This is a genomic window from Agromyces excoecariae, from assembly GCF_051715505.1.
In the GTDB taxonomy this organism is placed as follows: Bacteria; Actinomycetota; Actinomycetes; order Actinomycetales; family Microbacteriaceae; genus Agromyces.
Map to the genome: position 1 here is coordinate 12,291 of NZ_JBPSLA010000001.1, position 12,941 is coordinate 25,231.

11 protein-coding genes are annotated in these 12,941 nt (G+C 72.5%); 5 read left to right on the top strand and 6 right to left on the bottom strand.

All coding sequences use genetic code 11. The features are described 5' to 3' along the window. Nucleotides 1–233: 233 nt before the first annotated feature. The 3 genes from ACSJD1_RS00055 (at nucleotide 234) to ACSJD1_RS00065 (ending at nucleotide 3,761) form a co-directional block, all read left to right on the top strand. Entirely contained in the window at nucleotides 234–1,973 is a 1,740-nt protein-coding gene (locus tag ACSJD1_RS00055) for a hypothetical protein (RefSeq protein WP_438853286.1), read from the top strand. Nucleotides 1,974–2,019: 46 nt separating this feature from the next. Then, on the top strand, nucleotides 2,020–2,556 hold the full coding sequence (locus tag ACSJD1_RS00060; protein WP_438853287.1) for a hypothetical protein: 537 nt from the start codon (nucleotides 2,020–2,022) through the stop codon (nucleotides 2,554–2,556). 68 nt (nucleotides 2,557–2,624) lie between these two features. Further along, complete coding sequence (locus tag ACSJD1_RS00065) at nucleotides 2,625–3,761, top strand: DUF998 domain-containing protein (protein ID WP_438853288.1); 1,137 nt, start codon at nucleotides 2,625–2,627, stop codon at nucleotides 3,759–3,761. Here the strand turns inward: ACSJD1_RS00065 and ACSJD1_RS00070 are convergent. Beyond that, entirely contained in the window at nucleotides 3,749–4,276 is a 528-nt protein-coding gene (locus ACSJD1_RS00070) for a DedA family protein (protein ID WP_438853289.1), read from the bottom strand. The genes ACSJD1_RS00065 and ACSJD1_RS00070 overlap by 13 nt on opposite strands. A gap of 151 nt (nucleotides 4,277–4,427) precedes the next feature. Between ACSJD1_RS00070 and ACSJD1_RS00075 the strand changes: the two genes are divergently transcribed. Continuing rightward, nucleotides 4,428–5,963 carry a leucyl aminopeptidase gene (locus ACSJD1_RS00075; protein ID WP_438853290.1) on the top strand — a complete coding sequence of 512 codons (1,536 nt, stop codon included), beginning with the start codon at nucleotides 4,428–4,430 and terminating at the stop codon, nucleotides 5,961–5,963. A 21-nt stretch (nucleotides 5,964–5,984) separates the two neighbouring features. Here the strand turns inward: ACSJD1_RS00075 and ACSJD1_RS00080 are convergent, their stop codons facing one another. Continuing rightward, on the bottom strand, nucleotides 5,985–6,452 hold the full coding sequence (locus tag ACSJD1_RS00080; RefSeq protein WP_438853291.1) for a MarR family winged helix-turn-helix transcriptional regulator: 468 nt from the start codon (nucleotides 6,450–6,452) through the stop codon (nucleotides 5,985–5,987). A gap of 71 nt (nucleotides 6,453–6,523) precedes the next feature. Between ACSJD1_RS00080 and ACSJD1_RS00085 the strand changes: the two genes are divergently transcribed. Further along, nucleotides 6,524–8,116 carry a DHA2 family efflux MFS transporter permease subunit gene (locus ACSJD1_RS00085; RefSeq protein ID WP_438853292.1) on the top strand — a complete coding sequence of 531 codons (1,593 nt, stop codon included), beginning with the start codon at nucleotides 6,524–6,526 and terminating at the stop codon, nucleotides 8,114–8,116. A 6-nt stretch (nucleotides 8,117–8,122) separates the two neighbouring features. On the opposite strand, the gene ACSJD1_RS00090 is transcribed toward ACSJD1_RS00085, so the two are convergent. The 4 genes from ACSJD1_RS00090 to ACSJD1_RS00105 form a co-directional block, all read right to left on the bottom strand. Next, entirely contained in the window at nucleotides 8,123–8,794 is a 672-nt protein-coding gene (locus ACSJD1_RS00090) for a DUF2461 domain-containing protein (RefSeq protein WP_438853293.1), read from the bottom strand. A gap of 14 nt (nucleotides 8,795–8,808) precedes the next feature. Further along, on the bottom strand, nucleotides 8,809–9,345 hold the full coding sequence (locus ACSJD1_RS00095; RefSeq protein ID WP_438853294.1) for a glutathione peroxidase: 537 nt from the start codon (nucleotides 9,343–9,345) through the stop codon (nucleotides 8,809–8,811). Nucleotides 9,346–9,478: 133 nt separating this feature from the next. Beyond that, the gene (locus ACSJD1_RS00100) at nucleotides 9,479–12,442 is read right to left on the bottom strand and encodes a helix-turn-helix transcriptional regulator (RefSeq protein WP_438853295.1); all 2,964 of its coding nucleotides are present in this window, start codon (nucleotides 12,440–12,442) and stop codon (nucleotides 9,479–9,481) included. Between the two features lie 122 nt (nucleotides 12,443–12,564). Beyond that, on the bottom strand, nucleotides 12,565–12,747 hold the full coding sequence (locus tag ACSJD1_RS00105; protein ID WP_438853296.1) for a hypothetical protein: 183 nt from the start codon (nucleotides 12,745–12,747) through the stop codon (nucleotides 12,565–12,567). Between the last annotated feature and the right edge of the window lie 194 nt (nucleotides 12,748–12,941).

The window sequence follows — 12,941 nt, forward strand, 5'->3', positions numbered from 1 at the left end:
CTGGCCGAACGGGGGTATTGCATCCGCCCCGGCACCGGGTCGTAGACTCGGCCCAACCGCTGATGGCCACATCGGCGCGGTGCGCACCCCCGATCGGCGCCCACCCCCGCGGACTCCGATCTCGGCACCACGTCACGCCGGAGGCGAGCCCCAGTTCCCCCGGCGCGCGCCACGAGACGCCCGTCGGACGCCACGCGCCGACCCGCGCGAACGGCGCGACGAGAGGAGTGGCCGTGCCCGATGCCGCCGGCGGCCATCCGGCCACCTCGCCGCTCGCGGTCCCCATCGTCGCCACCCCGACCGACGACCAGCTCGTCGCCTCGGCGCGCGCCGGCGACGGGTTCGCCGGCGCCCGGCTCTGGCACCGCCATGAGGCCGCCGCCTCCGCCGCCGCCGCCGCGACACCGGGTTCCGCCGACGTCGAATTCGTCGTCGAGGCCGCCGCCGCACGGTTCTCCGCCGCGATCCTCTCCGCCGATGCGCCGGTCGGCGCCATGCGCCCCCACGTGCTCGCCGCCGTGCGCGACGCTGCGGCTGCCGCCGACGGTCGCGGCGGGTCGGGCACCGGCCACGCTCCCGCACTCCTCGCCCCCGTCGACTGGTATCGGGCCGACCTCCCAGCGGGCCTCGACGACGGCGAGGCGATCGCGGTCGCCTTCACCTCGCTCGGTGCCGCCGCACAGGAGGCCGTCTGGCTCGCCGAGATCGACGGCCTCGCCATGGTCGACCTCGCGGCCGGACTCGGCCTCACCCCGACCGAGACCGAAGGGCTCCTCGCGACGGCCCACGAGGGCATCCGCAACTCCTGGATCCGCCAGGTCGCGGCCACCGTACCGGCGGGCAGCGACTGCGACGGCGTGCTCGCAGAGCTCGGCGCTCCGGGTACCGGTGGGCGCCGGGTCCCCGGTCGACTGCGTGCCCACGTCGATGCCTGCGACGGATGCCGCGCCGCGGCGCTCCCCGCCGCGATCCTCGCGCACCGCCTCGTCGGGCTCGTCCCGCTGCTCGTCCTCGGCGGCCGGTCAGGCATCGCGTTCCTCGAGGCGACGCGCGTCGGCTCGTCTGCCGAGGTGCTGGGCCCGATCCCGTCGATCCCGAGCGACCGCACGGCCTTCGCGGCGGTCGTCCTCGGCGCATCGGTCGGCGTGGGGGGTGTCGCGGCCAAGGCGTCGGCGGCGGCGCGGGCGACCGGCACGACGAACGCCGCGGCGAGCGGTGTCGGAGCCGCTGCCGTGAACCTCGCCCGGAGGATGGGTCGGATCCCCCGGGCAGCACTCATCGCGACGTCGGCGACGCTCGCCGCCGCCGCCACGGCGGCGGTGATCGTCGCAGCGGTCACTAGCGGCGTTCCGGGGCTGGGCCAGCTCGAGTCATCCGTCACCGCCGACGCCGGCTCGGCCGACCTCTCGGGCCCCGCACCGGGAGCCGTTCCCCCGGAGATCGTCTCGACCGAACTGCCCGCCGAGCCGGGTCCGACGCCCGACGGCGACGACGCCACCGCTCCCCCCACGACCGCCGCACCTGATGCGTCGGCACCGCCCGCGGGTGGGGAGTCACCGGGAACGACCGAACCCGGGGCGGACCCCGACGGCGCCCCTCGACCCGAACCCGGCAGTCCGCCGGCTCCGACCCCCGACGACGGTGCGAGCACGCCGATCGCCGGGCCGGCCGAGCCCGGCACCGAACTCTCGTTCACCGTCGGCGCCCCGGGCGACGCCGGATGGCGCCCGCTCACGGTCACCGGTTCGCCGGGCGCATCGTTCACGATCTTCGACGACGGCAGCGTGCTGGTCCAGGGCGTGCTCGACGCGACGGGCACGGCGAGCTTCGCCATCCGCGGGTCGATCCACGGCCTCACGATCGGGTCCTCCTCGACGTCGCTCGCCGCGGGCGACGCCTCGATCGGCACCCCCGGTGCGAAGTCCTCCGGCCCGGCGGCGCACTCCCAGCAGGGGCGCATCGCGACCGATTGAGCAACCGCTTCCTTCCCGTCACGTCCGTGGGCTAGGCTGACCGCTCATGCTCAGCATCGAACGGGGGACGAACGTGGGAGACCTGGACATCGAGACGACGGGCGCCGGGCCCGGAATCAGCCGGCGGACGGTCGCGAAGGCGGCCGCGTGGAGCGTCCCCGCGATCCTCGTCGCCGCGCCCGTGCCGGCGTACGCCGCGAGCGCGGGCACGTCGACGGCAGCCGTCGTCGGCAGCTGCGCCGGCTCGGGATCGACCGGCACCATCAGCGTGTCCCTCCCGGACCTGCCGCTGGGTTCGACCGTCGAGATCACGCTGTCGCACTCCGGGCAGGGCGGGTTCACGGCCACGCCGAACTTCGTTCCGACGAGCCAAGTCGGCAACACCTACACGATCACGGGTGGCGGCGCGACCTTCACGGGCCAGTTCGCCATCAACTTCAGCCTCAGCAACAACCAGCAGGGCACCGTCACGGCGACCGTCTCAGCGATCTCGGGCGTCGTCATCGACGGCGACACGACGGGCTTCGTGACGAAGCGGCGTGACGGCGGAAGCCAGAACTACAACCAGTGCTCGGCCGGCTGACGGTCCGCTGACCGCGGCGACGGCGGCGACACTTCCCTCTGCGCGCCCGGCGTCCCTAGCATGACGACATGACCGCGTCATCGCCCGCTGCGCCCGACACGGATCCGACGCCCGGCGCCGCCGTCGCCGTCGAGGCGCCCGTCGGGCGTCGCGTCGCCGTCGAGACCGAAGCGGTCGTCGGCGGACTCATCGCCGCGGCCGTGACGGGGCTGGTTGCCGCGGTGTACTTCGCGGGCGACGTCTGGCCGCTCTGGGGCGGCTGGTCGGTCGGCGCGATCGCCGCGATCGGCGTGCTCGCGAGCGGGATCCTGCTCGGTGCGATCGGGTACTGGCGCTCGCGCGGCCTCCCCGGGCAGGAGTGGCGCCATGGGCTGCGACCGTGGAAGTTCTCGGTCGACGTCGCGACGGTCTCGACGGTGCACGGCATCATCGGGGCGATCCTCACCGTCGTGACGTACACGATGCTGCAGCGCAGCTTCGAGGGGCTCGTGGTCGACGCCCTCACAGGAACCGGCGCGGTCGCGGCATCCGCCGGCCTCGCCGGGTACTGGATCTACCTGTCGGTGTCGTCGATCACGACGAACCGGCTCGCATCGCTCCTGGTCTTCTTCATGGCCTCCGCCACGCTCGCGAGCATGGCGACCGCGCAGGACCCGCAGTGGTGGGAGTACCACTTCAGCAAGCTCGGCACGGCGAACGACTTCTCGAGCGGCCTGTTCAACATCGCGCTCATCGTCGCCGGCGCCTTCGTCACGACCTTCGCGCTGTACGTGGATCGCGACCTCGGGACCCTCGTCCGGCAGGGCGTGCTGCGGCACGAGTGGGCGCCGCGATTCATCTCCGTCGCGTTCGTCATCATGGGCGTCCTGCTCGCGGGGGTCGGGGTGTTCCCCTTCGACGTGAACCTCGCGCTGCACAACACGTGCGCGATCGGCATGTCGCTGTCGTTCCTGACGCTGCTCCTCACGGCGCCGCTCACCCTCGCCGGCATGCCGGGCCGGTTCTTCTGGTTCTGCGGCGGCGGAGCCGTGCTGCTGCTCGGAGGTGCGATCCTGTTCGAGCCGGTCGGGTACTACAACCTGACCGCGTTCGAGCTGCTCGCCTTCGCGACGATCTTCGGCTGGATCTCGGTGTTCATCCGCTTCGTGAACGCGCTCGCGCGCCACGACAACGCCGCGTCGTACGACGGCGGCTACTCGGTCTGACCGGCCTCGTCGGGCAGGATCGGGTCGACCGCGTCGGCGTGCCGTGCGGAGATCGCGCGGGCCTTGCGCGTCGCGAACTCGATCAGCACGAGGAGGACGGCGACCGCGAGCACGCTGAGGATCGCCGCCACCGGGTCGCGCTGCGCCGCCTGGATGATCGCGTTCACCGTCGCGAGCCCGAGCACGCCGTAGAGGGTCGCCCACATGGCGCCCCCGACGAGGAGCGCGGGGATGTACTTCACGAGGGGCATGCGCAGCACGCCGGCCGCGAGGTTGACCGCGGTCTGGAATCCGACCGTGAGGAAGGACACCGCCACGACCGGGGCGCCGAACCGGTCGATCACGGCCTCCGCGCGGGCGAGCTGCGGAGCCATCCGCCCCCGCCGTTCGAGCAGCCGCTTGACGCCGGCACGCGAGCCTCGACCGAGTGCGTACGTGCCGCCGGCACGCAGGAGCACGATGACGAACAGGGCGCCGATCGCCGCCGGAAGGGGCCAGCCCTCGAAGATCTCCACCGCACCGCCTGTCGCCGTCGTCGACCGCCGGGGGCGGCGACGGCCGCCCGGACGTCGCGGTCGTGGGTACGCCCCGAGTCTATCGTCGCGGTCCCTTCCGGGCCGGGCCCGGCACCGATAACGTCGGTCCCGAACCGCTGGAGGGAACATCATGACTCGGAACCCGGTCAATCTCATCTCCGAGGCCTTCTCGCCCGTCCCGTCGCTCGAGGCGTACGACGCGGTGCGGGTCTCGGTCGTCGACGAGTTCGGCGGCGGCACCGGCGGCGCCGATCTCGACGCGATCGGCGTGCTGGTCTTCGACGAGGGACCGCTGCCGGAGGGCATCGGGCTCGACCGCGACGCGCTCGCCCGGGCCGGATTCGAGGCCAAGCCCGGCCAGGCGCTCATGCTGCCCCAGCCGGGGCGCAGCCTGATCATCGTCGTCGGCGGCGGTCCCGAGCCCGAAGCGACGGACGCCACGCTCCGCGATGCAGCGGCCGCGTTCGTGCGCGCCGTGAAGAAGGCGACCACGGTCGGCCTGCGCGTGCCCTCGATCGGCTCGACGGATGCCGCGGATGCCGCGCGTGCGCTCACCGAGGGCGTGCTGCTCGGCCGCTACCGCTACGACGCGCTCAAGGCCGAGGCCCGCGAGCCGGCGCTCGAACGCGTCGAGTTCCGCCTCGACGGCGTGGACCGGGCGGTCGCCTCAGCCGGGATCGCCGAGGGGGTCGTCACCGCTCGGGCCACGGCGATCGCGCGCGACCTGGCGAACACGCCGCCGAGCCATCTCACCGCGATCGACATGGCCGAGGCGGCCGAACTGCTCGGCGGTCGCTTCGGGTTCGACGTCGAGGTCTTCGACAAGGAGCAGCTCATCGAGCTCGGCTGCGGCGGCATCCTCGGCGTCAACGCGGCGAGTGCCGAGGAGCCGCGAATGGTCGTCCTGGACTTCATGCCCGAGGGCACGGCCACGGGGCACCTCGGCCTCGTCGGCAAGGGCATCATGTACGACTCGGGCGGCATCAGCCTGAAGCCGAGCGATCCCATGCACCTGCTGATGAAGATGGACATGGGGGGCGCGGCCGCCGTGCTCGGCGCGTTCACCGCACTCCGCGACCTCGGCGCGACCGCCCGGGTGACGGGCTGGCTGATGTGCACCGACAACATGCCGTCGGGTTCGGCATACAAGCTCGGCGACGTGCTCACGGCACGCGGCGGCACGACGGTCGAGGTGAAGAACACCGACGCCGAGGGGCGCCTCGTCATGATGGACGGCCTCGTGCTCGCGACCGAGGCGGGCGTCGACGCGATCGTCGACATCGCCACGCTCACGGGCAGCGCGCTCCGCGCGCTCGGCGAGACGCACTCGGTCGTGCTCGGCACGAGCCAGCCGCTCGTCGACCGGCTGGTCGACGCGGGCGACGCGACCGACGAGGCGACGTGGCAGTTCCCGCTCGTGCGCAAGTACCGCAAGCTGATGGACTCGGATGTCGCCGACATCGCGAACCTGGGCGGCGTGAACGCGGGCGCGACGACGGCGGCCCTCTTCCTGGCCGAGTTCGTCGGCGACGTCCCCTGGGCGCACCTCGACATCGCCGGCACGATGAACGCCGACAGCGACGACTCCTGGCGGTCCAAGGGCGCGACGGGCTACGGCACGCGGCTGCTCGTCGAGGTCGCGCGCGGGTTCGCCCCGGTGGAGTGACGTCGTCCCGCGCGCGACGACTCATTCCTCGAGTCGGTCTGCGTGCGCTTCCATCTCGGCGGTCATGCGTCGGAGGTAGCGCAGGATCACCGTTCGCTCGGTGTCGTCGAACTCGGCCTCCACGGCGCGGGCGAGCTCGCCGAGCGGAGCGAAGAAGTGGGTCGCGACCGCTCGGGCACGCGGGCTGTAGTGGAGCGTGACGGACCGGCGGTCGGCGGTTCCGCGCCGGCGTTCGAGGTGACCGGCGGATTCGAGTCGGTCGATGAGCGACGTCGTCGCCGCCGGGCTCACGCGGACCGCACGCCCGAGCCCCCCTGCCGTCAGCGGGGTACCCTCCTGCTCGGCGAGCATCACGGCGACGAGCGCCTCGAGTTCTCGCTCGGACAGCTGCTCCGAGCGTGCGAAGGCGCCGGCGATGCGTCGGTTCTGGGTCGCGAGCCGCTGGTGCAGGATCGAGAGCTCGTCGTATCCGCGTTGCGGGAGGGACATGGGCACCATCCTTGCAAGTCGCTCGCACGTATGCTTCGCTGGCAGCGAATTTACTTCGAAAGGTGAAACATATGAAGCGCGAACGATGGATCGGGCTCGTCGTGATCAGCGTCGCCGTGGCACTGATCATCGTCGACAGCACCATCGTGAACGTCGCGATCCCCGCGATCGTCGACGACATCGGGATCTCCTCCACCGAGGTGCAATGGGTCCAGGAGAGCTACACCCTCGTCTTCGCCGCGTTCCTCCTGCTGTTCGGCGCGCTCGCCGACCGTTACGGTCGCCGTCTCGTCCTGGTGCTCGGCATCGCCGTGTTCGCGGCGTCATCGATCGCCGCAGCCCTCGCCGACTCCGGCAGCGCGCTGATCCTCGCGCGACTCGTGCAGGGTCTCGGCGGCGCCGCCATCCTGCCGACCACGCTCTCGCTCATCAATGCGAACTTCCAGGGCCGCGAACGAGGCATCGCCTTCGCCGTCTGGGGCTCGACGATCGGCGGCATGGCGGCCGTGGGCCCGCTCCTCGGGGGCTGGCTCACCACCGAGTTCTCATGGCGATGGGCGTTCGGGATCAACATCCCGCTGGGCGTCGTCATCATCATCGGGGTCCTGCTCTTCGTGCCGGAGTCGCGCGCCGAGCACGACCGCCCCATCGACTGGGTGGGCGCGCTCATCTCGGTCGTGGCATCCGGATCGATCGTCTTCGGGCTGATCGAAGGACGTACCTACGGCTGGTGGAACGTCGATCAGCCGCCGACCATCGGCGACTGGACGTGGCCGTGGGAGCTCTCGCCCATCCCCGTCGCCTTCGCCGTCGGAATCCTGTTCGTGGCGATCTTCATCGCCCGGTCGAGGATCCGCCACCGAGCCGGCAAGCCCGTCCTCCTGACTCCCGACCTCTTCGGCATCCGCTCGTTCCGCAACGGCAACGTCGCGGCCGGCATCGTCTCCCTCGGCGAGTTCGGCATCATCCTCGCCCTGCCGCTCTGGCTGCAGAACGCGCTCGGCTACACCGCGCTGCAGACGGGATGGGTGCTCGTCGCCCTCGCCGGCGGATCGTTCCTCGCGAGCGGCCTCGCCAGCGCCCTGATCGCTCGGTTCTCCGCGCTCATCTCGGTGCGCGCGGGCATCATCGCCGAGATCCTCGGGCTCGTGCTCATCGGCCTGGTCATCTCGGTGGACACCCCGTGGTGGGCCATCTGCGGTGGTCTCTTCGTCTACGGATTCGGCGTCGGGCTGGCGACCGCGCAGCTGACGAACGTCGTGCTCCAGGACGTGCCCGTCGCACGCTCGGGCGAGGCAGCGGGAACCCAGAGCACCTCGAGGCAACTCGGCTCTGCCCTCGGCGTCGCGATCCTCGGGACGCTCCTGTTCACCTCGCTCGAGCTCGACCTGCAGTCGCGCCTCGACGGGGCGCCGGGCGCCGAACAGGTCGTCGCCGCCGTCGTCGACTCGGCCGGCGCCGCCATTCCGGGCATCGAGTCGCAGAGTGCCGCCGCAGCCGACGCCGCCCGCGCGTCGCTGAGCGCCGCGACCTCGTACGTGGCCTACGCCGCAGCCGGCTTCCTCGGGATCGGGCTGCTCGCGACGCTCGGTCTCGGCGCCGGCGGGCGTCGCACCTCCGCCGAGCCCGTGGATTCCCGGCCGACCTCGGCCGCAACCGAGTGAGGATCGTCAGACGGCGGGCTCGGCGTGCGCAGCGACCCAGTCGAGCAACGGCTCGACCGCGAGCCACACGCGATCGAGGTCGGCCATCGTCGCGCCCGGCGGAAGGGTGGCGAGTCCGGCGAAGTGCGTCAACCGCAGCAGGCGGATGCGCGGGTGGTCGCGATCGAACCCGCGCGGAGCGGTCTTGAGGAACGGCCCGGCGAGCTCGAGCCCGGACTCCTCGAGCGAGTGCACGATCTCGTCGAGCGCGGCGGCCGCCGGTCCGTCGGCAGCGATAGCCTCGCGGGCGCGCTGCAACTGGTCGCGCGAGGGTTCGTAGAGGCCGCCGCCGGCGTGCAGGCCCTCGACCGAGATCGAGACGTAGACGCCGCCCACGCGGCCCGCGGTCATCGCACCGTTGAGCTTGTACGGCGACTTGTCGGCGCTGAAGCGGACGTCGCGGTTGGGTCGGAACACCTTCGCACGGCCGTAGCGGGCCTCGGCGACGGTCGCGAGGCGTTCCAACGGCATCCGCACGAATCGCTCGTAGTCCGCCCGGTGCGCCTGCCACCAGTCGCGCGAGTTGTCGGCTTCGAGGGCGGCGTAGAACGCGAACGCCTCCGGCTCGAACAGGCGCTCGCCGGGCGCGAACCCGTCGCCGGGGCTCCGCGGCCCCGCCGCTGCGCGATCGGCGGTCACGATGAGTGCTCCGCTCAGTCGGCCGCAGCCCGTGCGGACCCGGCGTCGCGCGCGCCGCGACCGGCCTCGCCGGGCAGGGCCGCCTCGATCGCCGTGATGATCGACGGGTCGTCGGGCTCGACCGTCGGACGGAACCGGCGCACCTCGCCGTCGGGGAGGACGAGGAACTTCTCGAAGTTCCAGGTGACCCGGCCGGCCTTGCCGGAGGCATCCGCCGCCTGCTTCAGCTCACTGTAGAGCGGGGCCTCGTTGCGGCCGTTCACCTTCACGCGATCGAGGATCGGGAAGGTGATGCCCCACGTCGTCGAGCAGTACTCGCTGATCGCCTCGTTCGACGAGAGCTCCTGGAGGAACTGGTTGCTCGGGAACCCGAGGACGGTGAAGCCGCGGTCGCCGTAGGTGCGCTGCAGCTTCTCGAGCTGCTCGTACTGCGGGGAGAGGCCGCAGCGGGATGCGACGTTCACGACGAGCCTGACCTGCCCGGCCCAGTCGCCGAGGGTGCGGGTCTCGCCGGACATCGTGCGGAACGGGATCGTCTCGAGCTCGGTCATGCGTCGCTGCTCCTCGGGTCGGGGTGCGCCCACGCTACCGCGGTGCGCTGGGAGCCGGCTCGCAGTTCCGGGGCCCCGGCTCCGGTTGCGCGGCCCTCCTCCGCGCGCCGGTCGGACGTGATCGCGGGACGCCTCACCGGGTCGCGCGCGCGAGGTACACCGCCTCGGTGCGGCTCGACGCGCCGAGCTTGCGGAGGATCGCCGACACGTGCACGCTCGCCGTCTTGCCGCTGATGTAGAGCCGCTCGCCGATCTGCCGGTTGCTGAGGCCCTCGGCGATCAGGTCGAGCACCTGACGCTCGCGCGCCGTGAGTTCGGCGACCGCATCGGCCGGGTCGTCGGCTCCGGCGACACCGGTTGCACCCTGCTCGGTGTCGCGGTGCGTCGCGCCGTCGAGCGCGAGACCCGCCTGCATGGCGACGCGCGCGGTGCGCGTCTGGACGGCCGTCACGCCGCCCTCGACGGCGCCGTCGAACGCCTCCTGCAGCGCATCGCGCGCCGCCTGGCGTTCACCGCCCTCGAGGAGCGCCTCGCCGAGTCGCAGGAGGGCGTACGGGCGGAGGAACCGCGGCGCGGTGTCGGCCGTCGCACGCTCGACGGCGACCCGCCACGCGGCATCCGTCGGGGTGAGCTCGGCTTCGACGAACGCCCGCCAGAGCGGATGCGTCGGCCAGAACGAGAGCCGGTCGATGAGCGCCCGTACCTCGGGCTCGGCCGCGAGGATCTCGGCGGCCTCGGGCTCGGAGACCCGCGCCGGGTCGGCACGGACCGCGGCGATGACCCGCGCGAGCGCCCAGAGCAGCGGTTCGGCGTAGCCGGCCAGGGGCAGGACCCCTTCGCGCAGCACGCCCCGGCCATCGCGCCAGGCCTGCGAGACATCGCCGACGGCGAGGGCGATCTCGACGGCCACGCGCCCGACCGCGAGCCTGGTCTGCATCTCGACCTGCATGACCGGAACCATCGCAGGCCGGACCTGGCGGAACAGCTCGGCGGCGTGCTCGGCGTCGCCCCGCCAGACGAGCGCCCAGAGCTTCGCTCGCTCGAGGTAGGTGCGGACCGGGCCGGGCGGATCGAGCGCCAGCGCGCGCTCGATGAGCGCGTCCGCGCGCTCCCACTCCCCCAGGGCGAACAACGGGTCGACCGCGTTCGAGGCGAGGATCACGCCCGAGCTGCGTTCGACGCCCTGCGCCCTGGCACGTGCGAGGCCCTCCTCGGCGAGCCGGACCGCCTCGGGGAAGTCGCCGACCAGGTGGCGGAGGTCGGACGCGTTCACCCAGTAGCGCAGCAGCGCGGCGCCGTCGCCGTGGGCGAGCTCGCGCGCCCGCTCCATGTCGGCGAGTGCCCGTTCGACCTCGCCCCGCGAGGCTCGACTGACCGCGCTGATGTTCATCGCCACCGACGCGTAGCGGTCGAACTCGAGGGTGCTCGCGAGCTCGTAGGCGGCATCGGCCATCTCGACGGCCTCGTCGATGCGCGCCTCGATCATGAGGCGCCCGGCGAGCCCGGTCATGATCGTCGCCCGGAGGTCGTCGGAATCGTCGTCGGTGATCGCGGCGAGCGCCTCCTCGAGGATCTCGATCGAGCCGCCCCGCCCGACGTTGGCGAGGTACAGCGCCTTGTCGCGCAGCAGTCGCGCGTACTGCGGGTCGGTGCGGGGGCATTCGGCGAGCGCGAGCTTGACCATCGCGAGGCTGCGTTCGCCCTCCCCGGCGTGGCGCAGCTGCGACGCGGTCCGCCCCATGAGCTCGAGCTTGGTCATGCCGGCGATCTGCTCGGCGTCGGGCACCGTCTCCCACAGTTCGAGCGCGCGTTCGCCGAGTTGCGAGGACGTCGCATAGGCGACGGCCGCGCGTGCCTCGCGCATCGCCTGGATCGTCGCGGGGAACGCGCGAACCGGATCGCGCGCGCCGAGCCAGTGGTACGAGATCTCGGCCGCGAGTCGGCGCCCACCCGCTGCCGCCGCGGCCTGCGCCTCGTACGCCTCGGCGTATCGGGCGTGGAACCTCGCGCGTTCGCCCGGCAGCAGGTCGGCCAGTATCGCCTCGCGCACGAGCGCATGCCGGAACGCGTAGTCGTCGCCGTCGATGACGAGCACGCCGTAGTACACCGCTTCACGGGCCGCGGTCTCGAGCTCCTCATCGCTCCGGCGGTACACCGCCGCGAGCAGGGCGTGCGGCACGCGAACGCCGCCCGTGGAGAGCAGGCGCAGCAGTTCCTGCGCCTCGTCGGAGAGGCGCTCGTACCTGGCGAGCAGCAGGTCGCGCAGCGTCGTGGGCACGAACCCCTCGTCGCGGCACTCGTCGATGCCGACCAGCTCCTCCACGAAGAACGGCACGCCGTCGCTGCGACGGTACACGGCCTCGAGCACCCGATCGCTCGGCGCCTCGTCGTCGATCAGGGTGCCGACCAGGGCGCGCACCTCGGTCTCGTTCAAGCGTGCGAGTTCGCGCCGCTCGACCCAGCGGTCGCGCTCGGCCTCGGAGAGGAACCCGCGGAGCGGGTGGCCGCGGGTGACGTCGTCGGTGCGGTAGGTCAGCAGCATGAGGAGACGGCTGGAGCCGAGCGAGCGCAGCAGGAAGCGCAGCAGCGCGAGGGTCGCCGCATCGGCCCAGTGCAGGTCCTCGATCACGAGCACGATCGGCAGTTCCCGCGAGAGCGTCTCGAGCACCACCGCGACGGCTTCGTGCAGCTGACCGCTGCCGGCGCCGCCGGGCGTGACGACGATCTCGCCGGCGGTGAGCGCGTCGGATGCCGCGAGCTCGGGCAGCAGTGCGATGAGCGCCGCCCTGCCCGGGCCGACGGCCTCGAGCACGCGCTCCACGCCGACCTGCGCCACGAGTTGGCGGAGCGCGCCCTTCACGGGTGCGTAGGGTGCCGCGACGTCGCCGAGGTCGACGCACTGGCCGAGGATCAGACGCACGTCGGGGCCGAGGCCCGCGATGAACTCGGACACCAGCCGCGACTTGCCGATGCCGGCCTCGCCGCCGACGACGGCGGTCGCGGGCGTGCCCGCGCGCACGCCGTCGAGCAGGCTGTTGAGCCACTCGAGTTCGGCGTCGCGGGCGATCATCGTGGGGCTCGACGAAGAGCTGGTCACGTCCCCATCGTCCCACGCACCGACGACAGCGGCGCCGGCCCCCTCGGGCCGACGCCGCGCCGTGGTTCGTGCGGTTCCGTCTGCTGCGGCGGCCGCCTGCGCACCGCCGCGCGGGCTCGCGCTCACCGCGCGAACTGCGGCAGGTGGAAGCGACGGTGCGGTGCTCGGACGCGGCGGCCTCGCCCGGTGGCGGGCGCCTCGGCCTCGCGTTCGGCGGCGGCCTGCGCGTGCGCGATCCGCTGTTCCGCGCCGAGCAGGTTCACCTCGTGCACCTGGCGTGCGACGAATCCTGCTGAGTAGTCCATGGTCTCCTCCTGGTCTGGATGATGATCCGAGACTCCTCCCTGAGGTGCCGGCGGTTCATCGGGAGATGTCCCTATTTCCGTGGTGCGGGGCCCTGAGGTGGTCCTCAGGGCCCCGTGCGGTCGGATGCGGATGTCCGGGTCGATCCGACCTCAGTGCGACAGGGTGGGCATGCGGTGGTAGCCGTCCTTGCGGA